The sequence below is a fragment of the Rhodococcus sp. P1Y genome, from assembly GCF_003641205.1.
GTDB lineage: Bacteria > Actinomycetota > Actinomycetes > Mycobacteriales > Mycobacteriaceae > Rhodococcoides.
Genome location: NZ_CP032762.1, coordinates 2,461,891 through 2,484,990 on the forward strand (window position 1 = coordinate 2,461,891; position 23,100 = coordinate 2,484,990).

Sequence of the window (23,100 nt, forward strand, 5' to 3'; positions counted from 1 at the left end):
AAACCAATGGATCTCAATCTGAAAGACAAGTCTGTCATCGTCACCGGCGGCAGCAGTGGTATCGGGCTGGCTACCGCCCGGACCTTTGCGGAAGAGGGCGCTCGCGTCGTCATTGCGGCACGCCGCAAGGAAGTGCTCATCGAGGCAGCGGATCAGATATCCCAATCGACGGGAACACAGGTCGACTGGGTGGAGACCGATGTGCGTGAACCAGCCGATCTCGATCGGCTCGTGAATTCGGTAATAGATCTGCACGGACGAATCGATGTACTGATCAACAACGCCGGTGATGGTGTGTACAAACCATTTCTGGACGTTACCGACGAAGAACTCGTTCACGGCACCGCCGTCAATTTCTTCGCACAGTTCCGATTGACCCAACGTGTCGTTCCACTGATGCTCGACAACGGCGCGGGGGTTATTGTCAATGTAACTGGCGAGACCGGGATTCGAGTCACAACACCACCATTCCTCTCATCGTGTACCGGACCATCGAAGTCGGCCGAGAACAGGCTCACCAAGATCCTGGCCAGCGAGTTCGGCGAACGCGGAATTCGAGTGAATGCCGTAGTACCGGGGTACGTTCTCACCGACGAGCGCTTCGCGAAATGGCAAGCAGAGCTGGGTGATTCCTCTCCCGAGGACGTTCGAGCTCAGATGAGGTCGTGGGCTCCTGGAATCGCTCGGCCGAACAAGGAATGGGGAACTGCGCAAGAACTTGCCGACCTCATCGTCTATGCGGCGTCCGACCGCTCGAAGTTCGTCAACGGCGCAATCCTGGTCGCCGACGGCGGCGACGACAAGTCGTAGGAGAAGACAATGAGTCTGAAGATTCATGCGCTGCCAGCCGGCGTCATTCGTGATTTTCCGGTCTCAGCCGTCCAGTACCAACGCGGCTTCGGTGTCACCCACGACACGCCGATGATCATGTTCGTGATCACCGGCGGTGAGTTTCCCATCGTCGTCGACAGCGGAACGCCCGAACCGGAATTCGTCCGCAAGCATCACGGCTACGACTTCGAACGCGCGCCGAGCGAACACCCGCGGGAAAGTTTGCGCAATATCGGCGTTAGCCCTGCTGACGTGGGCCTTGTAATCCATACGCATCTGCACTGGGATCATTGTGGAAACAATGATCTGTTCGATAACGCCCACTTCGTCGTGCAACAGGCGGAGCTTCACTTCGCTGTCGATCCGCTGGAACCCGCCCGCCGAGCCTTCGAGAACACCGAGGAGATCGCACCTACCTGGTCACCGATGCTCAATCGCTTCCGGACGGTCTCAGGTGATGCAGCCGTCGCTCCAGGAGTAAGTCTGATCTCGCTACCTGGACATACGCCCGGCTCCCAAGGCGTTCTCGTGGAGACCGACACCGGTAAGCATCTGATCGCCGGAGACACCATCGACACGCGAGCGAACTGGGAGGGGGATTCGCGCTCAGCGCACATCCCGTCAGGTTCATTCGTGAACTTGAGTGACTACATGGCCAGCTTCGCCAAGATCGAAACGCTCGATGCCGTAGTCGTACCGAGCCACGATCCCGAGGTACTCGAGAAGGGAGTGTTCGGCTGATGACGTCGTTGACTGGACTGCGCGTGCTCGATATCACGACCAGCGTTGCCGGACCATTCGCTACTCTGATTCTCGGCGATTTAGGCGCAGACGTGATCAAGGTGGAGCGGCCGGTGTCGGGTGACGACACAAGGCGTTGGGGTCCGCCGTTCTGGAACGGTGAAAGCCCGCATTTCACAGCACTCAACCGCAACAAGCGCAGTGTCACACTGGATCTGAAAGATGAGTCGGATGCGTCGGTCTTCGGGTCGCTCGTCGATACGGCCGATGTATTGATACAGAATCTCCGGCCGGGGGCGCTCGCTCGCAACGGCTTCGGTTATGCCGCGTGCGCGGAACGCAATCCCCTCTTGATCTATTGCGAGATGACGGGGTTCGGATCTGGCGGAACGCTGTCGGACCTCCCGGCATACGACCCCCTCATGCAGGCGTTCAGCGGCCTCATGAGCATGACGGGCGACGAACATGGCGAGCCTGCCCGGATACCTGTCTCCATCCTCGATCAGGGGACCGGTATGTGGGCTGCGATCGCCGTTCTCGATGCGCTACGAGACCGCGAGCGTACCGGTGTCGGGACCCATCTCGAAGTTTCGTTGTTGAATACGGCGCTGATGTGGCAACCGGCGCAGTTCGGCAACTATTTCGCCGACCGCACAGTTCCGCAAAGGTTGGGGTCGGGGACCATCGGAATCTATCCGTACGCAGCGTTTCCCACAGACGACGGTTGGCTGGTGATTGCAGCAGGTAATCAGTCGCTCTGGCTCGCGCTCTGCGAGGTCCTGGCGCGGCCGGACCTCGCGGTCGATCCGAGGTTCATTGACAACCCTGCCAGGGTTGCCCATAGGAATGAACTTTCCGACGAGATAGCCGCCGCCCTGGCCGGTCGAACCACGGCGTGCTGGGCAGATGCGCTGACGCACGCCGGGGTGCCCTGCTCACCTATTCATTCACTCGACCAGGTCGCAGAACACGAACACGTGGCAGCTATCGAGGCGTTCGGTGCGATCGAACATCCGAACATCGAGGATTTTCGCACTGTGAAACTACCGATGCGCAACAACGGACGGTACCCGCAACTACGGTTACCCGCCCCATTGTTGGGCGAGCATCAGCCTCGTTGGCTTGACTCCACGGACGGGTTCGAGAGATGAAACCTGATGTAATGCAGGGCCCGCAGGGTCTCCCGGATGTGATTCTCGTGGAAGAAGGCCTCCGAGAGGGGCTGCAGATCGAGAACCCCCGCATTCCCGTCGCGGACAAGATCCACCTACTCGACGAGTTGTCCTGGACAGGCTTGAAGCGCATCGTGGTCGGTAGCTTCGTAAGCCCCAAATGGACACCACAGATGGCCGAAATCGACACGATAGTAGAAGGTTTCAGCCCCAACCCGGACGTGGTGTACACGGCGCTCGCCCTCAACAAGACTGGCGTCGAACGGCGGGCGGCGTATATTCCTGTTCCATTGTCGCTCGACGACAACCGCCCGTCGACACGATTGCACCTGTGCGACGTGTTCGCGCAGCGAAACACCAACCGCACACGTCAAGCCGAGATCGACTCATGGGCAGAAACAGCAGACCGGGCTGTCGAGTCCGGTGCGGCGGAGGCCGAAATCGGAGTCAACGCCGCGTGGGGTTCCAATTGGCTCGGCCCCTTCGACCTAGACGAACGTATCGAGTTCTTGGAACAACAACATCGCGTGTGGGAGTCCCGAGGTATCCGCGTCACGAAAGTGTTCCTCGGGGACCCGATGGGTTGGAACACACCCAACGCCGTAGCCCGCGATATCAAGGCAATCCTGGAACGTTGGCCACAGATCACTACCTTCCACCTTCATCTCCACAACACGCGCGGTTGCGCGCCCGTTTCGATTTACGCAGCTTTGGAAGCGTTGGGCGCCGGTCGCCGCGCCGTTGTCGATACCAGTATCGGTGGAATGGCGGGGTGCCCCTACTGCGGCAACGGCCGTGCAGCGACGTTGTCACCCACAGAGGACATAGTTCATTTGTTGGAGGGCATGGGATATCGGACTGGCATCGACATGGATCGACTCATCGACGTGGTCGTGCTCGCCGAACGAATCGTCGGGCATTCGCTGTATGGCCACGTATCGAAATCCGGGCCCCTGCCTCTTGCGCACGAACGCCGTTATCCCATGGATCTTCCGTTCATCGAAACCTTGGCTCAGGCGCAGCACTTCCGTTTGGGCGGGGACGCGTATGCCGGCCCGATCCGGCCATGGCGAACACCGATCACTTCGATCTACAGACCCGATTGACCAGAGAAGGGATACAACTTCGATGAACTGTTCTACCACTCGTACTCTTGCCGCGTACGCGATCGAAACCGACCTGAGCGACACGCCCGACGAGGCCATCGAACAAGCGGTGCGCACCCTCATCGATACCGTCGGAGTAACGATCGGCGGACGGAACGAGGCCGCGGTAGCCAAGGTACGGAAACTCGTCGGCACGCACCAGCACGGAAGCAGCACCGTACTCAGCGACGGCACGAAAGTCAGCCCTCTCGATGCTGCACTGGTCAATGGGGTTGCCGCCCATGCGCTGGACTACGACGACGTCGTGGACTTCATCTACGGCCACCCAAGTGCCGTCTTGTGGCCGGCTTTACTAGCTGTCGGTGAAGATGTCGGCAGTTCGACGCGTCAACTCCTCGACGCGTACCTGATCGCCTTCGATATCGAGATCGGGCTTGCGTCAGGCCTGACAGTGCGCGATCACTATTCGCAGGGTTGGCACTCGACAGCAACACTCGGTGTTGTCGCAGCGGCAGCAGGAGTATCGCGCCTCATAGGCAGCACCGCGGAGCAAACGGCTCACGCGCTGGGCATCGCGGCCACAGCGGCAGGCGGTAGCCGCCAGAACTTCGGCAGTATGACGAAACCGCTGCATGCTGGTCTTGCGGCCAGGGACGCGGTCATGTCGGCGACACTCGCGCACGACGGGTTCACAGCGGATCCCGAACAGCTAGAGGGTCCGCTCGGCTATTTTGCGCTGTTCGGCGATCAGTCCCGACTTCATGATATTGATCAGGCGATGAAAGTCCCACCAGGCCAATCGATCCTCCAGCATCGGATCAATGTCAAGAAGTACCCCGCGTGCTACAACACACAACGAACTTTAGATGCTGGATTGTTGATGGCCGAAAGGATCCACAGCGCAGCCTCAGAGGTCACCGCAGTACGCTTGACGGTCGAACCGGGCGGCCTGGATCCATTGATTCACCACCGTCCTAGCACCGGCCTGGAGGGAAAGTTCAGCGCGGAATACGCGGTCGTGGCGTCACTGCTCGACAAGCGAATAAACCTCGATACTTACACGACCGATATGGTCGAACGGTCCGAAGTGCAGAGGATGCTGAAGCTAGTGACCGTCGCAGAAGACTCCGTACCGCCGTCCGGCGAGGCCGAATGGGATCAGGCGTATGCCGTGGTGGATGTTCAATTGAGTGACGGATCGACTGTGGTCGAACGCGTTGACATTCCTCGGGGAGATTGTCGCAATCCTCTGAGTCGCGACGAGCTGTTTCGAAAGTACGAAGACTGCCTCGGATTCGGCCAGATCGAGCAAAACCAGGAACTCCTCGACCTGCTGTCGAACTTCTCGAACGACGAGCGCTTCACAGGTTTCCCGGAGCTGCAGCCCGTGCTCGAGCCCACGATGTAGCCCACGCACAGGAGAACAGACGATGGTGGATCGAAGCCCTCGCAACCCGATTTTGCCCGGCGGAAGGCTGGATCAGTGGGAGTGGCAACTCCGCGCACAGTGTCGATCGATGCCCGTGTCGATCTTTTACCCACCGCACGGGCTCCGGGGCCATTCGCTGACACGGTACGAAGCCGCGGCGAAGTTGGTGTGCGTGCCGTGCCCGGTGCGCGCAGCTTGCCTGGGGCATGCCGTGGCGGTTCATGAACCGTACGGCATTTGGGGAGGTCTTACCGCCCGCGAGCGAAATGTCGGTGATGGACGTGATCGATTCGTTCCTGTGGCGCGATGACCCGGATGGTGAGCAATGGTGGGCGACGGTGCTGGGGATCAACATCGGTGAACAGGTCAGTGCCACCGTGGATATCGTCGATCAGCAGGGGAAAGCGCCCTCCGGGTTGGTATTGGTGACGATTGTGTTTCCGCCAGCCCGTTTGGCTGCGTACATCGCCGTGTCCGCCCAGCGGCACACCTGATCGTAGCTAGCTGGGAGGGTGTTCGCCGTTGTGTGGGCGATGCCGATACTGACCGTCACCGCTGGGTCGGAACCTACGCCGTCCGCCAGTGCTATCCGCAATGTGTCCGCGAAGGCGAATGCCGCCGCGGGCTCGACGAAGGTGAGAACAGCGAACTCTTCTCCTCCGGTGCGTGCGGTAATGGCCGGCGCAGCAAAGGTGCCGCTGATCGCCGATGCAGTTCGGCGCAGTACCGCATCGCCCTGGGCGTGTCCGTATCGGTCGTTGACTTTCTTGAAGTTGTCGATGTCGATGACCACGACCGCAGCCGAACCTCCCGCGGGCAGTGTCTCGGTAAGTGCGGCGGCCAACCCGCGCCGGTTACGCAATCCGGTGAGCGGATCGAAGAACGCAGTGGCCGCGTCGCGGCGTAGCAACACCAGTAGAGACTGGGTCAGGATCGGCGCGGAGAACAACACCAACGTCAGCATGACCAGGTATGCGCTGGCCAGTACTACATCGGCATCAGGCGCCGTCACCGCTCTGGTGAACAAGATCCCCGAGATCACGATCGCCCACGATTGATGTCCGAAGAACAGTTTCGGGCTGTGAAATGCCGCAATGTAGCTGCCGTTGACGCCTAGCGCGGCTGCACAGGGCAGCGCCACCATCGGATCGCTGAGCATCAGCAACGCTCCAGCAGAGCTGGCTTCGAGATACACCACGAACATCTTCGAGACGGTCTCACTGGGCCACGGTCCCCGTATCCAGGCCGCCCCGACGATTCCTGCGATCCCGGCGAGCATATACCCGGCGGCGTATTCGGATGGCTCGCCGATCCCTGCCGGGGTGTGCGCTGCGAGCACACAGAGTGCGGAGTAGAGCAGGCACCAGATACCGACGGCGATGTGCGCGCGCTGCAGTATCGGGTTGGTGCGGTGATAGGCGGTGGTCCACGCGAAATCGGACGGTTGTGTCCACCATCGATGAAGCATGTGCATTCTCGGGTGCGCCTTGTTGCATCAGAAGGAGCGCCACCGTGGCGCGGTAGGACTACCGAGCCAACCCCGTTACTCCCGCAGTGACTTCAACATTCAATCAGAAGACCTCACCCGTGTGGTGCGACACCCGGCGCAGCACGCTCTGAAGCGGTATTCGCGAGGTCCGGCTGATGACGGCTTCGGGGACGACAGGTGGAATATTCCAGGGTTCCAGCGGTGCCCATCTGATTCAGCGATGGGGGACCATCGGGTCGTCGGCCAGATAGGTTGCCTCGTTCACGCTTCGGCCATAGTTCGTTCACAAGAGCGCCCGATTCACTTCAGACGATGGTGGTCTTAGGCGGTACCGAATCGCCACGAGGAGGACGGGACCATGTCACACCCACCGAACACGGAACGGGTAATCGCCGCGGTGCAACGAACCCCGTGGTACCGCCATCTGTACGTCTGGGTCCTCACTGCCATGGCACTGGGCACCGCAGTCGGCCTTCTCTGGCCGACGACCGGCAAGGCACTCAAACCGCTCGGGGACGCATTTGTCAGCCTCCTGACGATGACACTCGCGCCGCTCGTGCTGTGCATGGTCGTTGCAGGCATCGGGGCCGTCGCGAATCTCGGCTCCGTCGGCAAAGTGGCCTTGCGATCGATAATCTACTTCGAAGTCGTAACCTCGATTGCCCTCGGCCTCGGATTGCTGGCCGTCAACGTCATCAAGCCAGGCGCAGGCCTCAATGCAGACGTCGACTCGCTCGAGGTCACTGACAAGGTCGCAGACGGAATCGCTGCCGGCGGGGACCTGTCCTGGTACGACTACATCCTCCAGATCATCCCGTCCAACATCATTGCGAGTTTGGCAGAAGGAGCCATCCTCCCGGTCCTCTTCTTCGCAATTGTCTTCGGCGTCAGCCTTCAGCTGATGGGGGAGCGCGGTCGCGACATCGCGCGCGGCGTGGAGCGGCTGAGTGAGGCACTTTTTCAGGTTGTCAGGATCGTCTTGTGGGCGGCACCGGTCGGGGTCTTCGGGGCCATGGCATTCACGGCTGGAAATTTCGGTGCCGCGTCGTTGGGTGCGCTGGCAAAATTGATAGCGACGTTCTACGCCACGTCCCTGGTGTTCGTCGTCTTCGTTCTCGGCGGCATCCTCATGTTGGTCGGCTTACGTCCCTGGCGAGTGCTGCGTTACCTCAAAGACGAGGTTCTACTTGCTCTCGGTGCGTCGTCTTCGGAGGTCGCGCTACCCGGAATTGTGCGCAAACTGGAGAATATCGGCGTCGAGAAAGGCACGGCGGGCATCAGTGTCACCGCCGGATATTCTTTCAACCTCGACGGCACCTGCATCTATCTCACTTTGACGACGGTATTCATCGCTCAGGCACTCGGCATCGACCTCTCATTGGGTCAGCAGGTAATCCTGCTGTTGGTGATGTTGTTGGCGTCCAAGGGGACTGCGGGGGTCACCGGCGGGGGATTCGTGATGCTGACCACGAGTGTTTCCGCGACGAACCTGATACCGGTGGCTGGAGTCATGCTGGTCTTCGGAATCGACCGGTTCATGTCCGAGTGTCGCGCGGTGGTGAACTCGCTCGGCAACGCAGTGGCCGGCATTGTTGTCGCCCGCTGGCAGGGCGAAATCGAACCAGATCAGGTGCACGCGATCATGGCCGGACATCGACCTGGGTTCGTTCCTGAACTGAATCCCCAACCGACGGCTTTCGACGACGCATTTATTCTCCCGGATCCGCAACCTGTCTCGTCGTCGCGATGACGCTCGCCAGCTTGCGCCGGTTGCGGGTGTTCGTGGGCATCGTGGACGCGGGAAGCGTATCCGCCGGAGCGCGTGTTCTGGGAATCACCCAATCCACGGCGTCGACCCATCTCCGGCAGCTCGAAGTCGAGGTCGGATCACTGCTCATCGATCGAACCGGCCGACGCTTCGTGCCGACCGAGGCAGGCGCCGTCCTTCTCGCACACGCTCGTTCCATGATCGCCATTGCCGACGAAGCCGTGGATGATTTGGCGAAGATGAGTCTTCGGCCCTTGACAGGAGCTCTCGTAGTAGGGGCAACGACGACTACCACCGAAGGCTCGTTCCTTCCCGCTGCGCTGCGCGCCTTCACAGCTGCCTTCCCCGAGGTCACGCTCGATCTGCGGGTTGAGAACTCGACGACGCTGCTGCGCAATGTATTCGACGGCGACGTCGGCGTTGCGGTTCTCGCCGACGAGGTGGACAGTCCTGCGCTCACCGTCATTCCGCTCGCGCCGGAGGATCAAATCGTCATCGTCTCCAGCGCGCACCCTTTGGCAGGTTCGTCGGTCGATCCTCGTGCGATGCGCGGCTCGGTTGTCCTTCTGCGTGAACATGGCTCGGCAACAAGGAAATTCCAGGAATCATTGCTGGAAAAATGGAGGATTCCGTCGGTTCGCACGTGGACTCTTGCAAGTACTGGCGCGATCGTGGCCGCCGTGGCGGAAGGCCTGGGTTCATCCTGTCTGCCCCGAGTGGCGTGCCAGGATGCTCTGACGTCGAGCAGGATTGCCGAGCTGAGCCTCGACCCGCCGCCACCGGCTCGGCCGGTCTGCGTGATTCACCGCAACGACCGCCACCTGAGCCGAGTCGAAGAACATTTTCTCGCCCTTGTCGCCGACGGCATTCCACCGACGGCACAGCTACGAAAAGGAGCTACACCATGAAGTCACGTACGTTCAGCGTCAACTCTCGGACTTACGTCCTACCCCAGGCGCCGGTGGTGGTGATCTGCATCGACGGCAGCGAGCCCGACTACCACGTCGAGGCGATGAAGGCTGGGGTGATGCCGTGGCTGAGCAGCATTCTCGACGGTGAGTCGAGTTCTTGGCCCGCGCATTGCGCGATGCCGGCGTTGACCAACCCGAACAACGTCTCCATTGCCACCGGGCATCCCCCCAAGGTTCACGGCATCAGCGGCAATTACATCTTCGACACCGCAAGCGGTGAAGAAGTATTGATGAACGACAAGCGATTCCTGCGAGCGCCCAGCGTCTTCGCGGCAGCCAACGAAGCCGGCCTCGACGTCGTCGTAGTCACCGCGAAGGACAAGCTACGACGCCTGCTGGGTGCCGGTCTTGTCGAAGAGGGACCCAGCATGAACGGAGGCGCGACGTTCGACATGCCCTCCCGGACCGGGATCTGCTTCTCTGCCGAGAAGGCCGATCAGGCCACATTGACGGACAACGGAATCGACAACGTACTCGAACTGGTCGGCAAGCCGCTTCCCGAGGTCTATTCGGCAGATTTGTCCGAATTCGCGCTGGCGGCCGGAGTCAAGATCCTCGAGTCCCGAGGTGCGGACCTGATGTACCTGACGTTGACCGACTACATTCAGCACAAGCATGCCCCTGGGACCGATGTCGCGAATGACTTCTACGCCATGATCGATTCCTATGCCGCTCGGTTGGATGCGCTGGGAGCAGTTGTCGTGCTGACTGCCGACCACGGCATGAGTGCGAAGACCGACCACGCCGGTATCACGCGTGTGGTCTACGTCGAGGACGAGGTCCGCCGCATTCTGGGAGCCCCGCCGGCAGATGCCGGCAATGCGGGCGCAGATGGTATTCGTGTAATCCTGCCGATCACCGACCCGTACACAGTGCACCACGGCGCTCTCGGTTCGTTCGCCAGCATCTATTTGCCCGGCGACGCGGACCGAGATCTGGTCATCGAACAACTCCGACAGTTGGACGGGGTGCAGTCAGTCCACACCCGAGAGGAAGCGGTCGACGTCTACCACCAGCCAGCTGACCGGATCGGGGACATCATTCTGCTCGCCGAAGCCGGTACAGCGGTGGGCCGGTATGCCGACTGGCACGACCTCAGCGGATTGGATGCGCCGCTCCGCTCCCACGGAGCTCTCGGTGAACTGCAGATCCCCTTCATCATCAACCGCCGCCTACCGCAGCCCGAGCTGCTAGACGAGCCCTACGGTGATCCGGCGTTCGTGCACAACTACGACGCGTTCTGGATAGCCACAACACTGGTTGCGGACGCAGAAGCCCTCGCCGCAAGCTGAGCCAGCGGGACGAGCATCCTCGGGGGGCCCTTCACGTGATGATGGGGGCCCCGAGGATGCGTTCGGTTTCGGTCCAGAGGAGTCTGCCGAGCTCAGGATCACGGCTGGTGGCGACAGGTTCTGTGATCATCGGTGGGCCTGCAGCATTGCTTCGTGGACCGATGTAGACCTCACCGGTTGGTAGATCGATTGCCGCGATTGCCGCGACTGCGGAAGCTGCCGCCGAATCCTTTCCCTGAACGATCGACGAAAATGCAGGCCTGAGTACCCGGGCAGCGGCTCGAACAATGCCTGGCCGAGTATGGATACCCGGCCGATCGGCAGTTAGCACATCGATTGCTCCGCCTGGATGGGCAACGATCGACGTGACCGAAGAATTTCGGGCACGAAGTGCGCGGGAGAGTTCGAAGCCGAGAATTTCCGTCGCGTGTTTGGACATGGCATACGCTGCGCGTGGGCGGTAGGACTCCTGAGACAACCAGTTGTTCGGATCGAACGGAATGCGTTGCGTGAGCATGCTTCCCATGCTCACGACTCTGGCGCCGCCTGATGAACGCTCCAGCGATGGGAGAGCGAGACGCAGGAGTTCGACATGTGAAAGAAAGTTTGTGCCCACGGTCAACTCAACGCCGAAAGGGCCCTCCTCGAATGACTTCGGGGCAGCAATCAAGCCTGCGTTCATCACCACACCGTCGAGCTGAGGCGTATCCCGTAACTCTTCACCCGCCCGACGGACGGAGTCGACGTCAGCGAGGTCCATCTCGAGGAACCGGTGAGCACCGGAGTGGGGTAAGAGGCTGATGGCATGTCGGCTTCGCTCTTCCGAACGCGCCACGACGATGATCTCGGCGCCGAGCGCAGCGAGCTGTTCCGCGATGAAGTACCCGATTCCTGACGTAGCGCCCGTGACGGCGACTGTGCGCCCGTCGAGTCGCCCCAGTTCCAACAACATCCGCATCTCCTTCAAGTCTTGAACTATCAAGATACTTCAAGACTCGAACTACTGCTAATCTGTAGATGTGGACATCCTCGACGCGACTCTTCGAATGCAGGAGCTTGCTCTTCGGATCAACGAAGACTTTTTGCCGTCTGCCACAAGAGAGGGCCTGACACTCGTCACAGCGCATGCCCTCTGGAACGTGTACCCAGATCGAACCGACCTGACGATGTCCGAAGTTGCCGCACAGCTGAGATGCAATGCCTCGAATGCCACATTCATCGTGACTCAGTTGGAAGCTCGCGGTTTCGTCGAAAGGACAGCCGACCCGGCAGACGGAAGGCGAAAGTTCGTCGGACTGACTGCCGAAGGTGTACGTGCCCGGAGACGCCTGGGACGGGCGCTTGCATCTGTCAGTCCGCTCGGGAGACTGACTGAGGACGAACGTGCACTGTTCGTCGGCATTCTGGATGTCCTGCGCCGTTGACCATGCTGCAGTCGCATCGACTGGTCATGGCGGCTATTTCTGCTCGATTTCTGGCACCGAGTTTGTGACAGATGTTGGCGACATGGAACTTGACCGTGTTTCGTGAAACGAACAGCGTCTGCGCAATGTCGGGATTGGAGAATCCCGCACTGATTGCCTCGACGATCTCTTTCTCGCGACGTGTGAGCTTGCTTGTCGAACAATCAGGTTCGTGTGTCGCCGCTTCCGAAAGATGGCGGATCGCTTCTTCGACGAGAGCCTGGCAGAGCTCGGTGTTACGAGCGTTGCGCGGGTGGTTGAGCAGAATGTCGTTGGCCTCGGTCAACATCGACAATATCGGACTGGGCCCCAACCGACCGAGCCGACAACACGGAAGCACGATAGGCAACTTTCTCATCGGCTGACCTAGTTGCCCGGACGGATAGGTGCGATCATGCGTCCGCCCGGGCAACGTTCCAGAATCAATCAGACTGCTTCACAGCAAGTTACAGGTGCTGCTGGAGGTTTCGGCCCTCCCAGTACTCATCCTGCCGTTCGTCGGTGATGTCGGCGCTGACTGGCAGGTCCCACCATCCGGGAACGAACGGACCTGCAGCATCTCGCGCTGTCATTGCTTCGACAATTGCTGGTTCACCTGATTCGATGGCCTCCTTGAGGTAGCGATCGACCTCCTCGGGTGTCTCTGCGCGCCAGGTCTTGAGTCCGAAGGCCTTGCCGATGGCCAAGTAATCGGGGGAGTACGGCTTGCCGTCGGCTGTTGCGAACTCTGATGCGACAAAGCGACCGGTGATCTTACGTTGGCCGCCGCGGATCGAGATGTAGCCGGAGTTGTTCTGCACCAGGAAGACAACGGGGATGTTGTGTGTAACTGCTACACCGATTTCCTGAATTCCCATGAGGAATTCCCCGTCCCCGACGATACATACGACGGTCTTGTCGGGTCGGCCCAGCTTCACGCCCATTGCAGCTGGTACCGCCCAACCCATAGGGGAGAACGAACCGGACGTGAAGTGCGTCTTGGGCTCGTACACCTCGAAGGTCTGTTTGACTGTGCCTTGCGCATTTCCGGAGCCGGCCACGACGATGGCGTCGCGCGGGAGGATCTCGCGAAGTCCTTTGAGTGGACGCTGGGATGTCATCGGAGATGCGTCGCTGTCGAGACGCGGTGCTAGCTTCTCTTTCCACTCCTGGCGGAGTCGTACGACCTCGGCCAGGTAATCGTCACGGTTGGCCACAGCTTCGCTCTGCGCGGCGATCAACGATACAGCTGGTACGGCGTCGGCGACGATGCCCACCGCGACTGGGTAGTTCTTGCCGATTTCGTGGGGATCGATATCGATCTGGATCAGTTTGGCGGGTGGGAAGGAGAACGTTGCGCCCTTGCGGTAGCTCGAAGCCGACCAGTCGGTGAAGCGGTTTCCGATGGATAGAACGACGTCGGCATCCGCGGACAATTTGTTGCCAGAAGTGCTGCCGATGTATCCGATGTCTCCGCCGAACAGCTCGTGGTCCTCGGGGAACGTGCTCTTACCGTTGTAGGTGGTGACCACGGGGATCTTCAGCTTTGTGGCGAGTTCGAAAACAGCCTCGGAGGCATTTCCGAGAAGGGCACCGCCACCGACGACGATGACAGGGCGCTTCGCTCCGGCGAGGAGCGCCACCGCCTGGCTGACTGCCTCGGGATCGGGGTAGATCTTGCCGACGGGAAGACGCTCGTGAAGCTTGGGAATCTCGACGTCAGCCGCGTCGGCCTGCACATCCATCGCAATTTCGATATGAACCGGACCCGGCCGGCCGGTCAGCATGGCGCTGAAGGCGCGATGCAGAATCGAGGGGAGCTTGTCTGCACGGTTCGCTACCCAGTGGCGTTTCGTCACCGGTGCCAGGACTTCCGGGAAAGCGTTGTCCTGTTTGCGCTCGAGTTCTTGCATGATGCCGTTGCCGACCATGTGGGTATGCGGTCCGCCGGTCAGCAGCAGGACTGCCGAGGAATCGGCGTAGGCCGTGGCCATTCCGATTACAGTGTTGGTAGCACCCGGGCCGATCGAGGTGAAGGCGGCCATGGGGCGACCGGTCGCGCGGAAGTAACCGTCCGCGAGGTGGACAGCACTCTGCTCGTGGAACACCTGAATCACGGGAATCTTGGATTCGTCATCGAGGAATCCGTCCAGGAATGTCCATGCACCATGTCCGGGAATTCCCGCGACGTACTCGACACCGAACTCCTTCAGCGTTCGAGCGATGATTTTTGCGCCAGTCAGTTTCATTCGTTCCTCACTTTTCAAGTGTTCGACCATTTTTAGACAATATTTGACATCGCTTGAAGGCGATACCGTCATCGTGTGAAACGGATACGGGCTGAGAGCGCGATCTGTGCACCGGGGCGCCACCCTCGCATGTGGCAATCTGCATGCGCCCATCGGGGATTCGACACCCGACGGTGACCTCTACACCAGGTGGCAGCCCGCCTTGGCTGGACACTTCGGCCTCCGAAAAATTCCTTTGTCGGAATTCCGGCCGCGGTTTTGAGAATCCGTGCTAAGGAGCTTCGCCGAAGCCGACCAGGCGGTACGGAGGGTCAGCGCCCGATGTGCACACTGCGACACCTTTTTCCTGGTTTATCTCACATAGTGCCGGTCGCGTCGGCGTGACGCTCCTCATAGTCTCTCTAAAGAGATGCATCGGCGTACGAGCCAGCCGATCCATATCGAAGTTCGGGCCTCGCAGGCGGAGTCCGATGACGGACCTGATCGAGCAGATCGAACATGATGCGACGAAATGCGATCGTCGACAACACCATTGGCTTCGGATTCGGAGTAAATTCAGACATGACTGAGAACAGTTCGACCACGACAACCAATCTCGGGCCGCCGCATCACCGACGTGCGGAAACCACCCAAGAGGCACCGGACTCACCGGCGACGACGAGCGCTCAACCTGAGAATGTCGCGGTTCGGGGTGGTTGGAAATCCCGGTTGGTCTGGAACCCAGAGAATTTGATTCAGTACCTGATGGTGGTGGTGCTCATCGTTGCAACCGTCGTGCTATGCGCTACTTCGCCGGCCTTCCGCAGTACCTCCAATCTCCTCAACGTACTTTCGTCGAGCGCAGTAATTGGCATTGTCGCACTAGGCATGCTGCTGACGATCATCACCGCGGGCTTCGACCTGTCGGTCGGAGCCGTCGGAGCCGCCTCCGGCTGCATCGCAGGCGCCATGTCCATCGGCAGCGGACTTGCCACCGCGATCGTGGTCGCTCTCGGTGTCTCTCTCTTGGTGGGGATGGCTTCCGGATTCCTGATCGGCGTCGTCGGAATCAACCCCTTCATCACCACGTTCAGCGTCGGGTCAGTGGTCACCGGCGCGTTGTTCATCGCAACCGATGCAATTCCTATCTACGGACTACCGGAGGCGTGGATCAATCTCGGCTTCGCAAAGGTGCTCGGCATTCCGATGCCTGTTGTCATCTGGCTGATCGCGATGGTGTCTATCTGGTGGATTCTGCGTCGAACGCGTTTCGGGCTGTACGTGTACGCCGTGGGTAGCAGCCCGGTAGCCGTAGCCCGCGCGGGAATCTCGGTCAAATGGATGCTCGTCGCGGTATACGGAATCTGCGGACTGTGTGCAGGCCTGGGAGGCGTGCTCTCGGTCGGGTTGTCGCGAACCGGTACACCGTCGGCAGGCGCAACGTGGGCCTTGACGGCCATTGCAGCTGTGGTTCTCGGCGGCACCTCACTACGCGGCGGGGCCGGCTTTGTCCGGTCTGCGATAGTGGGAACCCTCCTTTTGGGAGTAATGACCAACGCGTTCACCATCTTTGGCTTGTCACCGTACTTCGTGCCGGCCGTCACCGGCGCAGTCATCCTCCTCGCCGTTGGATTCGAAAGTTACACCCGTAAACAGGCAGCTTGACCGTCCGCTATCCGAACCGTTGAAAGAGGGAACAATGAGTTTACGAAACCGCCTACGGATCAAGCGTGCAATCACGCTCGGCGTAGCAATTTCTCTGTCCACCTTCGTAGTCGGGTGCACCACGCCGAGCACCGATGATGCCAAAGCGGTGACATCGAAGACGGATTGTGAACCGTCCGACAACAAGAAGGTCGGTGTGCTGTTCTTCGACACCGCGGTCGGACCGGATGCCGCCTTGATGCAGAACCGGATCCAAGAACGCGGCGAGGCGCTGGGCCTGGACATGAATATCCAGCAGGGCAAGAACGACATCAACACAGAAATTGCGGCAATCCGCGGATTCATCGCTGACCAGAGCGCAGCGATCATCGTCTACCCGCCCGACCCCGAGAGTCTGGCCCCGGTACTCAACGAAGCCGGGCAGGCCGGGATTCCAGTCTTCGCGCTGAATCTGGCGCTCAAGAACACAGATTCTTTGGTGACTTACGTCGGGCCGGACAACTACGATTTCGGTCAACACCAAGTTGATTTGGTGAAGAAGAACTTCCCCAACGGCGCAAAAATTGGACTTCTGATGGGCCAGATGGGAACCACCGCGCAGATCGAGCGAACCAGAGCTGTCGAAGATCTCGCGGCCCAGGATCCCCGCTACCAGATCGTCGCACAGGAACCCGATAACTGGGACAGTGCCAGGTCGTTGTCGATCTCGCGCGACTGGTTGACGAAGTTCCCCGCCGGCGGACTGGATGTCATCGTCACCCAGGGGCCGCACGCCGGAACCGCCGTCCAGAACGCTATCGACAGTGGACGCCCAGAAGTGAAGTGGGTTTTCGGTGACCTCATCAACGACATTGTCCCGCTGCTCCAGAACGGACAGGTTCTGGGAACGGTAATGCAGGATATGGGTCTGCAGGCCGAGGAAGTCACGACAGCGGTGGGCAACTGGCTCTCGTGCAACAGAGATGCGGTCAAGACGCCGAACGACCATCTTCCTTTGCTTACCGTGACGCAGGAGAATGTCGACTCAGTCGAGCCTGAACTCTGACCGACGACATCTGCACCACGTGTCGACTCGAGCGTTGGGCGCGTGGTTTACCTCCCCATCTCATGAAAGAAGAACGCACATGGCACAAGAAATCATCTTGGAGGCCAGAAATCTCGCCAAGAGCTTCGGCGGTGTCCAGGCCCTCCGTGACGCCAGCATCTCGATTCGCGCTGGCGAAGTGGTAGCAGTGGTAGGTGACAACGGCGCAGGTAAGAGCACCTTCATCAAGACATTGTCCGGTGTCCACGAACCCGATTCGGGTGTGCTGGAAGTTCTAGGCGAGCCGCGGCACTTCGCGACACCACAGCAGGCCCGGGCTATGGGCATCGAAACTGTCTACCAGGATCTGTCCCTGTGCGACGATCTCAACGTCGTCGAGAACATGTTCCTGGGGCGCGAAACGGCCAGATTGTCGCTGGGCTGGCTGAGCGTTCCCGACCGGCGTGGGATGCGCAAGCGCGCCAAGGAAATGCTGGCTGAAACGGGAGTCAATATTCCCGATCTACGCCAGCCGGTGCGTGCGATGTCCGGTGGCCAACGCCAGTGTCTGGCAATCGCCAAGGGTGCGTCGTGGGAGAGCCGGTTGATCATCCTCGATGAGCCCACTGCCGCGCTGGGCGTGCGTGAAACTGCCGCTGTGGAGGACATCATTCGCGATCTGAGGAGTCGAGGAATGGCGGTGATAATCATCAGCCACAATCTGCGCCAAGTCTTCGACCTCGTGGACACGATTTGGGTCTTACGGCGCGGTGAGATGGTCGGAAGCCGAGCAGCAGCGGAGACGACCGCAGAGGAGATCATCGCGATGATCACGGGAGTCGACCACCAGATAGTGGCCTGAGCTTCCGCGGTCGAAAATATATCGGTGGAACCTCATTACTTCTCGAAAGGCATGGAAATGACGAGTGTGGATCTGATCGCCGCATGTTGGACCTCGGCTGGGGCCGCAGCACCCTGCACCGACGACGAGCGAAGTCCGGTATCGATTCGGGAGCGTGTGGAAGCCGTCAGTGACGCCGGTTTCACCGGCTTCGGCATCCAGCACACGGATCTCGCAGTCGTGCGTAACACCATCGGGTACGAAGAGTTTCGGAAGGTACTCGACGGAAACGGGATCAGTACCGTCGAGGTCGAGTTTCTCGAAGACTGGTTCACCGACGGCCCCGAACGCGTCGCGTCCGATGTTGCTCGCCGAGAACTTCTCACTGCGGCAGAAGTTCTCGGCGCCCGAGTCTTGAAGACGGGCGGCAAGTTCCACCGAGAGGAGTTCGATGCCGAACTACTCGCACCACACTTCGCACGACTCGCGCAGGATGCGGCAAACGCGGGCACGGTCGTCGGGATCGAACCGGCGCCGTTCCGTGAGATCCAGACTCCCCAGCAAGCTATGGCCGTGATCGAACTTGCCGACCACCCAGCCGGTGGTCTTTATATCGACATCTGGCATACAGAACGGCTTGGCATAGACTTCTCGTACGTTCGCAGTATTCCGGGCCACCGAATTGTCGGAGTCGAAATCGACGACGCAGACGCCGAAATTCGCGGTTCGTTGCTCGATGACACCGTAAACCATCGTCGATTCCCGGGAGAGGGAACCTTCGATATAGCCGGGTTCGTTTCTGCGATCAAATCCACTGGCTTCAGCGGTCCTTGGGGAGTCGAACTGATCTCTGCCGAGGTGCGCAGTATGTCGGTGCAGGAGGCTACGCGCCGCGCATATTCTACAACTCGAAAATTCGTAGAATGACGAGTAACGCACAACGGTACACAGAGAACACAAGAGAATACGGAGAAAGTTCATGGGATTGTTAGAGGGACATGTCGTATTGATCACCGGCGGAGCCCGCGGCCAGGGTCGAGCTCACGCGGTCGAATCTGCACGCGCCGGTGCGGATGTGATTCTGCTCGACATCACCGAAGACATCGAAACGGTCGAGTATCCGTTGGCCAACGCAACCGACATGGCCGAGACCGCGAGCCAGGTCGAAGCGTTGGGACGCCGGGTTCTCACGTTCGACGCGGACGTTCGCGACCAGGCGCAACTCGACGCTGCGGTAGCGGCAGGCATCGATGAATTCGGCAAGATCGACGCCTTGATTGCGAACGCCGGCATCTGGGCGCGCGCTCCGTTCTGGGAGTTGTCGGAAACAGCGTGGAACGACACTATCGACGTCAACCTGACTGGCGTCTGGAAATCGGCGAAAGCACTGGCGCCGCATATGATCGAGCGTCAAACTGGCTCGATCGTCATCACAGCTTCGGTCAATGCAGTCGAGCCAGGTATGAATTACGGGCACTACGTAGCTGCCAAACACGGTGTGCTCGGTTTGATGAAGAACATCGCGCTGGAGCTCGCGCCTCATGGAGTCCGTTGCAATGCAGTCTGTCCTGCTTCGGTTCTGACTCCCATGACGAACCAGCAAAAAGCCTGGGACATGTTTGCCGGTCACGAGGGCGGTACCGCCGACGACATGATCAATGCGGGCTACAGCTACCATGCTCTGAAGGGAAACACCGTCCTGCCGCCGGAGACAATCGCGAATACCGCGATCTTCCTCAATTCGGCTCTGGCGTCATCCGTTACAGGTGCCACTATTCCCGTAGATGCAGGACATCTTCTGCTCACTGGAGTCAACCACAATCCAGTCCGCTGATCCGATGGACCGTCGGAAGTCGGCATCCACCACACGTCGTGCATGTCGAAGCAAGGGTCTGCACACGTTGCCGATTGAGGTTCCGTTGGCGTCCGGTCTAAAATCGATTTCACGCTCCTGTTATCGAAAGATCGGGCCGGACACAATGTTCGGCATATGCGGCACGTCTCTCCAGGTGCCCTTGGGTCGAGAAAACTAGACGCATCGAACACATATCCGAGCGGTGAGCGACACGCAGCAACTGTTGCAACTCCAGAATTTCGAAACAAAAACACGATTTGAATGGATGAACATGCCTGTCACATATGCCAGTCTGGTCAACGGAACGGCCACGTACGCGTCGGAACTCGAAAAGGGAATCGCGCAGGCCCGAGCGGGGCTCGGGAAGGATCATCCCGTCCGCATCGGCACCGAGATTTGCGCCGAAGTCGACCAGTGGCACGAGGAGTGGTCCCCTATCGACAACACTCTGCTGATCGGACGGTTCGGCTGGGCAACAGCCGAGCAGACTCAGCGGGCGCTGACAGCCGCGTCGGCCGCCTTCACGTTGTGGTCGAAGGTCGATGTGGCGGAGCGTATCGATATTCTCCGCCGGACAGCCGACCGTCTGGAACGAGATCGGTTCGTGCTCGCAGGTCAGATCGTGTTGGAAGCAGGAAAGACTCCAGCAGAAGCCCTGGCAGAGGCCGACGAGGCTCCGGTGTTCCTGCGGCTCTACTGCGACGAGTTCGAGCGCACCAATGGATTCCGCACCGAAATGCCGGCCGATGCGGACAACGAGTCCAACGTGAGTGTGATGCGGCCGTACGGAGTGTGGGCTGTGATCTCGCCACTGAACTTCCCGCTTGCCCTCGCGACCGGACCGTCAGCGGCGGCACTGGTCACTGGCAACACCGTCGTTGTGAAGCCCTCGCCTGCCGGACAGCTTGCTGCCACCGTGTTGCGTGATGCGCTGATCGCCGAAGGTTTGCCGCCGAACGCATTGACGGTGTTGACCGGAGGCGCCGAGGTGGGTGCTGCCATCACGAGCAGTCCGTTGCTGGGCGGCGTCACTTTCACCGGCTCCTACGCAGTCGGATCAGCAATTGCTACCGCGCTCGCACCGCACAGCAAGCCGGTTGTGGCAGAAATGGGCGGCAAGAATCCGACCATCGTCGGTGCGTCGGCTGATCTGGATGCTGCCGCCGAAGGGATCGCTCGCTCGGCGTTCGGATACAGCGGGCAGAAGTGTTCGGCGTGCTCACGGGTGTTCGTGCACGAGTCTGTCTACGACGAGCTGAAGAAGAAGCTGGTCGAGCGGACGGAGGCCATGACGGTCGGCGACCCGAGCACCGAAGCCGTATCTGTCGGTCCGGTCATCAACGCCGCCGCCGGTGAACGCTTCACCGCAGCAGTCGACGAGATCGTTGGTGCCGGTGGCGTTGTGCTGGCCGGCGGTACCGTGATTTCCGAGGCACCTTACGACCGGGGAACGTACGTCCGACCAACCGTGGTCGAGGCTCCGAGCGATGCCCGTGCATGGCGAGACGAGCTGTTCTTGCCGATTGTGGCGATCAAGAGTGTCTCTACCCTCGAAGACGCCATCAGGCAGGCGAACGACTCCGACTACGGACTGACTGCAGGAATCTTCACCAAGGACGAGGCGGAAATCGCCGAGTTCCTCGATGCCATCGAATCTTCAGTGGTTTATGTCAATCGACGTTCAGGTTCGACGACGGGCGCATGGCCCGGCCGGCAACCGATCAGTGGTTGGAAGCACTCCGGTAACACCGGCCGCGGCACAGCCGGACCGCACTACCTCCAGCAGTATCTGCGCGAGCAGAGCCGCACCGTGATCTCCGAGGATTGATCACTCCGTCTTCTCTCCACCTTCGCAAGGGGCAACAGGCTATGACAATCAACCATGCGTCACTACAGGATCTCGAATCCGCCTGGCGCGTAGAGTTCGAGGACAAGCACAGTTCGTCGGCTGCAGCTGACCGTGCTGCAGCGCGATCGATCGCGGCAGGACAACGCACCCGGTTCAGTTCCGGTATGCCACATCCGGTTTACATCGAATCCGGTTCGGGAGCTTGGTTCACCGACATCGACGGTAATCGCGCGCTGGACTGCAACGCGGGCTGGAACGCGTCGATGTTCGGGCGAGGCAATTCCTATATTGCCGACGCGGTCGCACGGGCAACCCGCCAGATCGGCGCCCCTGGAGGGGCGATGCACCCGTCGCCCAACCGTGACGAGTTCGCAGAAAGACTGTGCGACCGGGTCCCTGGTGCCGAGCGAGTGATCTTCGCGCCCTCGGGTTCCGAGGCCAACACGTACGCATTGCGGCTGGCTCGGTCCATTACCGGCAACCAGCTGATCATGCGGATCTCCGGTGGATTTCACGGACAGAACGACTATTTGCTGCAGGGCGGATCATCGTTGCGCGGTTTACCGTCAGCTGCGTCCACGAACCAAATAGACATCGACTACAACGATCTGATCAGTGCGCGGCAAGCCTTCGACAAGCACGGCACGAAGTTGGCAGCGGTGATCGTCGAGCCGATCATGACCATTCCTGGTGCCGTGCATCAACGTAACGACTTCGTGCAAGAACTTCGCACACTTGCACTCGAAAACGGCGTGCCCTTCATCCTCGACGAGGTCATCGCCGGTGGGCGGTTCTCCGCTGGAGGCGCCAGCGCGTACCTGGGTCTGACGCCTCCACCCGACCTCACGGTCTTGGGCAAGATGCTCGGCGGGGGTTTACCAGTAGCCGCCGTGGTCGGCAACGCCGACCATCTCGAACAGCCGATCAGTGCCTCGAACACGCACGCCCAGAATCCCGTTACTATTGCGGCGGCGATTGCCAACTTCGATTTGGCCACCGATGAGGTGTTCGTCCAGGTACGTCAGCAAGGAACCGCAATCCGCGAAGGTATCCGGGCAGCAGCTGAGTCTTTGAGTCTGGATGTTCAGGTAACGGGTGACGGGCCCTGCTGTGGAATTCATTTCACCTCGGACGAGGTCGTGAACGCACGGGTGGCAGGCGACGCAGACCAGCATCTGTGGCGCTTGATGTGTCTGGGTGTCACGAACCGCGGACTTGCCATCAGCAGCCGAACATTCGGGCCGATTGCGCCGTATACCGACGAGGACGTTCGCCTGGTGGTGGATGTGTTCGCCGAGGTTCTCGGCGATATCGATGTTGCGCTGGATTCCTCGTCTTCCAAGCACCGACGCGGACCCGTCGGACAACCGTCCTAGAACAAATCAACTCTTGGCAGT

21 protein-coding genes are annotated in these 23,100 nt (G+C 60.1%); 17 read left to right on the top strand and 4 right to left on the bottom strand.

Annotation, left to right across the window (positions count from 1 at the left end):
* The first annotated feature begins 6 nt into the window (after positions 1 to 6).
* From D8W71_RS11570 to D8W71_RS11595, 6 genes are read left to right on the top strand one after another with little or no spacing between them, the layout of a single operon-like run.
* The gene (locus tag D8W71_RS11570) at positions 7 to 810 is read left to right on the top strand and encodes an SDR family NAD(P)-dependent oxidoreductase (protein WP_121113618.1); all 804 of its coding nucleotides are present in this window, start codon (positions 7 to 9) and stop codon (positions 808 to 810) included.
* Positions 811 to 819: 9 nt separating this feature from the next.
* A complete protein-coding gene (locus D8W71_RS11575; RefSeq protein WP_121113620.1) occupies positions 820 to 1,572 on the top strand; it encodes an N-acyl homoserine lactonase family protein in 753 nt (250 codons plus the stop codon).
* On the top strand, positions 1,572 to 2,723 hold the full coding sequence (locus D8W71_RS11580) for a CaiB/BaiF CoA transferase family protein (protein ID WP_121113622.1): 1,152 nt from the start codon (positions 1,572 to 1,574) through the stop codon (positions 2,721 to 2,723). Before D8W71_RS11575 ends, D8W71_RS11580 begins: the two co-directional genes overlap by 1 nt.
* Positions 2,720 to 3,850, top strand: coding sequence for a citramalate synthase (locus tag D8W71_RS11585; protein ID WP_201265326.1), 1,131 nt, complete (start codon positions 2,720 to 2,722; stop codon positions 3,848 to 3,850). The genes D8W71_RS11580 and D8W71_RS11585 overlap by 4 nt, the downstream gene beginning before the upstream one ends.
* A gap of 22 nt (positions 3,851 to 3,872) precedes the next feature.
* The gene (locus D8W71_RS11590; RefSeq protein WP_161965448.1) at positions 3,873 to 5,258 is read left to right on the top strand and encodes an MmgE/PrpD family protein; all 1,386 of its coding nucleotides are present in this window, start codon (positions 3,873 to 3,875) and stop codon (positions 5,256 to 5,258) included.
* A gap of 22 nt (positions 5,259 to 5,280) precedes the next feature.
* Positions 5,281 to 5,589: a WhiB family transcriptional regulator gene (locus D8W71_RS11595; RefSeq protein WP_121113625.1), complete on the top strand. Its 309-nt coding sequence runs from the start codon at positions 5,281 to 5,283 to the stop codon at positions 5,587 to 5,589.
* An 81-nt stretch (positions 5,590 to 5,670) separates the two neighbouring features.
* Here D8W71_RS11595 and D8W71_RS11600 read toward each other — a convergent pair whose 3' ends face one another.
* On the bottom strand, positions 5,671 to 6,753 hold the full coding sequence (locus D8W71_RS11600) for a GGDEF domain-containing protein (protein WP_121113627.1): 1,083 nt from the start codon (positions 6,751 to 6,753) through the stop codon (positions 5,671 to 5,673).
* Positions 6,754 to 7,126: 373 nt separating this feature from the next.
* Here D8W71_RS11600 and D8W71_RS11605 point away from each other — a divergent pair, with 373 nt between their 5' ends.
* From D8W71_RS11605 to phnA, 3 genes are read left to right on the top strand one after another with little or no spacing between them, the layout of a single operon-like run.
* On the top strand, positions 7,127 to 8,518 hold the full coding sequence (locus D8W71_RS11605; RefSeq protein WP_121113629.1) for a cation:dicarboxylate symporter family transporter: 1,392 nt from the start codon (positions 7,127 to 7,129) through the stop codon (positions 8,516 to 8,518).
* Complete coding sequence (locus D8W71_RS11610; RefSeq protein ID WP_121113631.1) at positions 8,515 to 9,444, top strand: LysR family transcriptional regulator; 930 nt, start codon at positions 8,515 to 8,517, stop codon at positions 9,442 to 9,444. The genes D8W71_RS11605 and D8W71_RS11610 overlap by 4 nt, the downstream gene beginning before the upstream one ends.
* Positions 9,441 to 10,799: a phosphonoacetate hydrolase gene (gene phnA / locus D8W71_RS11615; protein WP_121113633.1), complete on the top strand. Its 1,359-nt coding sequence runs from the start codon at positions 9,441 to 9,443 to the stop codon at positions 10,797 to 10,799. Before D8W71_RS11610 ends, phnA begins: the two co-directional genes overlap by 4 nt.
* A 31-nt stretch (positions 10,800 to 10,830) precedes the next feature.
* On the opposite strand, the gene D8W71_RS11620 is transcribed toward phnA, so the two are convergent.
* Complete coding sequence (locus tag D8W71_RS11620) at positions 10,831 to 11,751, bottom strand: SDR family NAD(P)-dependent oxidoreductase (RefSeq protein ID WP_161965449.1); 921 nt, start codon at positions 11,749 to 11,751, stop codon at positions 10,831 to 10,833.
* A 94-nt stretch (positions 11,752 to 11,845) separates the two neighbouring features.
* Here D8W71_RS11620 and D8W71_RS28410 point away from each other — a divergent pair, with 94 nt between their 5' ends.
* Positions 11,846 to 12,223 (top strand): helix-turn-helix domain-containing protein, encoded by a 378-nt coding sequence (locus tag D8W71_RS28410; RefSeq protein WP_236077948.1) that lies wholly within the window; start codon positions 11,846 to 11,848, stop codon positions 12,221 to 12,223.
* On the opposite strand, the gene D8W71_RS11630 is transcribed toward D8W71_RS28410, so the two are convergent.
* Both D8W71_RS11630 and D8W71_RS11635 read right to left on the bottom strand, forming a co-directional pair.
* The gene (locus D8W71_RS11630) at positions 12,150 to 12,551 is read right to left on the bottom strand and encodes a helix-turn-helix domain-containing protein (RefSeq protein WP_236077950.1); all 402 of its coding nucleotides are present in this window, start codon (positions 12,549 to 12,551) and stop codon (positions 12,150 to 12,152) included. The two genes, D8W71_RS28410 and D8W71_RS11630, sit on opposite strands and share 74 nt — an antisense overlap.
* Positions 12,552 to 12,708: 157 nt before the next feature.
* Positions 12,709 to 14,490: a thiamine pyrophosphate-binding protein gene (locus D8W71_RS11635; protein ID WP_121113641.1), complete on the bottom strand. Its 1,782-nt coding sequence runs from the start codon at positions 14,488 to 14,490 to the stop codon at positions 12,709 to 12,711.
* 561 nt (positions 14,491 to 15,051) lie between these two features.
* On the opposite strand from D8W71_RS11635, the gene D8W71_RS11640 reads away from it, so the two are divergent.
* From D8W71_RS11640 to D8W71_RS11670, 7 genes are all read left to right on the top strand, one after another.
* On the top strand, positions 15,052 to 16,134 hold the full coding sequence (locus tag D8W71_RS11640; protein ID WP_161965450.1) for an ABC transporter permease: 1,083 nt from the start codon (positions 15,052 to 15,054) through the stop codon (positions 16,132 to 16,134).
* Positions 16,135 to 16,168: 34 nt separating this feature from the next.
* Positions 16,169 to 17,179, top strand: a complete 1,011-nt coding sequence (locus tag D8W71_RS11645) for a sugar ABC transporter substrate-binding protein (protein ID WP_121113645.1) — start codon at positions 16,169 to 16,171, stop codon at positions 17,177 to 17,179.
* A 79-nt stretch (positions 17,180 to 17,258) separates the two neighbouring features.
* Positions 17,259 to 18,020 (top strand): ATP-binding cassette domain-containing protein, encoded by a 762-nt coding sequence (locus D8W71_RS11650; RefSeq protein ID WP_121113647.1) that lies wholly within the window; start codon positions 17,259 to 17,261, stop codon positions 18,018 to 18,020.
* Positions 18,021 to 18,077: 57 nt separating this feature from the next.
* On the top strand, positions 18,078 to 18,926 hold the full coding sequence (locus tag D8W71_RS11655; protein WP_201265327.1) for a sugar phosphate isomerase/epimerase family protein: 849 nt from the start codon (positions 18,078 to 18,080) through the stop codon (positions 18,924 to 18,926).
* A gap of 52 nt (positions 18,927 to 18,978) precedes the next feature.
* Positions 18,979 to 19,833 (top strand): mycofactocin-coupled SDR family oxidoreductase, encoded by an 855-nt coding sequence (locus D8W71_RS11660; protein WP_121113649.1) that lies wholly within the window; start codon positions 18,979 to 18,981, stop codon positions 19,831 to 19,833.
* A 292-nt stretch (positions 19,834 to 20,125) separates the two neighbouring features.
* Positions 20,126 to 21,682, top strand: a complete 1,557-nt coding sequence (locus D8W71_RS11665) for an aldehyde dehydrogenase family protein (protein ID WP_161965451.1) — start codon at positions 20,126 to 20,128, stop codon at positions 21,680 to 21,682.
* A gap of 41 nt (positions 21,683 to 21,723) precedes the next feature.
* Positions 21,724 to 23,079: an aminotransferase class III-fold pyridoxal phosphate-dependent enzyme gene (locus D8W71_RS11670; RefSeq protein ID WP_121113653.1), complete on the top strand. Its 1,356-nt coding sequence runs from the start codon at positions 21,724 to 21,726 to the stop codon at positions 23,077 to 23,079.
* Positions 23,080 to 23,100 lie beyond the last annotated feature (21 nt).

Bases quoted from the DNA above. Each gene is read 5' to 3' on its own strand.
- D8W71_RS11570 (WP_121113618.1), top strand. From the start codon at position 7: ATGGATCTCAATCTGAAAGACAAGTCTGTCATCGTCACCGGCGGCAGC.
- D8W71_RS11575 (WP_121113620.1), top strand. From the start codon at position 820: ATGAGTCTGAAGATTCATGCGCTGCCAGCCGGCGTCATTCGTGATTTT.
- D8W71_RS11580 (WP_121113622.1), top strand. From the start codon at position 1,572: ATGACGTCGTTGACTGGACTGCGCGTGCTCGATATCACGACCAGCGTT.
- D8W71_RS11585 (WP_201265326.1), top strand. From the start codon at position 2,720: ATGAAACCTGATGTAATGCAGGGCCCGCAGGGTCTCCCGGATGTGATT.
- D8W71_RS11590 (WP_161965448.1), top strand. From the start codon at position 3,873: ATGAACTGTTCTACCACTCGTACTCTTGCCGCGTACGCGATCGAAACC.
- D8W71_RS11595 (WP_121113625.1), top strand. From the start codon at position 5,281: ATGGTGGATCGAAGCCCTCGCAACCCGATTTTGCCCGGCGGAAGGCTG.
- D8W71_RS11600 (WP_121113627.1), bottom strand. From the start codon at position 6,753: ATGCACATGCTTCATCGATGGTGGACACAACCGTCCGATTTCGCGTGG.
- D8W71_RS11605 (WP_121113629.1), top strand. From the start codon at position 7,127: ATGTCACACCCACCGAACACGGAACGGGTAATCGCCGCGGTGCAACGA.
- D8W71_RS11610 (WP_121113631.1), top strand. From the start codon at position 8,515: ATGACGCTCGCCAGCTTGCGCCGGTTGCGGGTGTTCGTGGGCATCGTG.
- phnA (WP_121113633.1), top strand. From the start codon at position 9,441: ATGAAGTCACGTACGTTCAGCGTCAACTCTCGGACTTACGTCCTACCC.
- D8W71_RS11620 (WP_161965449.1), bottom strand. From the start codon at position 11,751: ATGTTGTTGGAACTGGGGCGACTCGACGGGCGCACAGTCGCCGTCACG.
- D8W71_RS28410 (WP_236077948.1), top strand. From the start codon at position 11,846: ATGCAGGAGCTTGCTCTTCGGATCAACGAAGACTTTTTGCCGTCTGCC.
- D8W71_RS11630 (WP_236077950.1), bottom strand. From the start codon at position 12,551: ATGTTGACCGAGGCCAACGACATTCTGCTCAACCACCCGCGCAACGCT.
- D8W71_RS11635 (WP_121113641.1), bottom strand. From the start codon at position 14,490: ATGAAACTGACTGGCGCAAAAATCATCGCTCGAACGCTGAAGGAGTTC.
- D8W71_RS11640 (WP_161965450.1), top strand. From the start codon at position 15,052: ATGACTGAGAACAGTTCGACCACGACAACCAATCTCGGGCCGCCGCAT.
- D8W71_RS11645 (WP_121113645.1), top strand. From the start codon at position 16,169: ATGAGTTTACGAAACCGCCTACGGATCAAGCGTGCAATCACGCTCGGC.
- D8W71_RS11650 (WP_121113647.1), top strand. From the start codon at position 17,259: ATGGCACAAGAAATCATCTTGGAGGCCAGAAATCTCGCCAAGAGCTTC.
- D8W71_RS11655 (WP_201265327.1), top strand. From the start codon at position 18,078: ATGACGAGTGTGGATCTGATCGCCGCATGTTGGACCTCGGCTGGGGCC.
- D8W71_RS11660 (WP_121113649.1), top strand. From the start codon at position 18,979: ATGGGATTGTTAGAGGGACATGTCGTATTGATCACCGGCGGAGCCCGC.
- D8W71_RS11665 (WP_161965451.1), top strand. From the start codon at position 20,126: ATGCCTGTCACATATGCCAGTCTGGTCAACGGAACGGCCACGTACGCG.
- D8W71_RS11670 (WP_121113653.1), top strand. From the start codon at position 21,724: ATGACAATCAACCATGCGTCACTACAGGATCTCGAATCCGCCTGGCGC.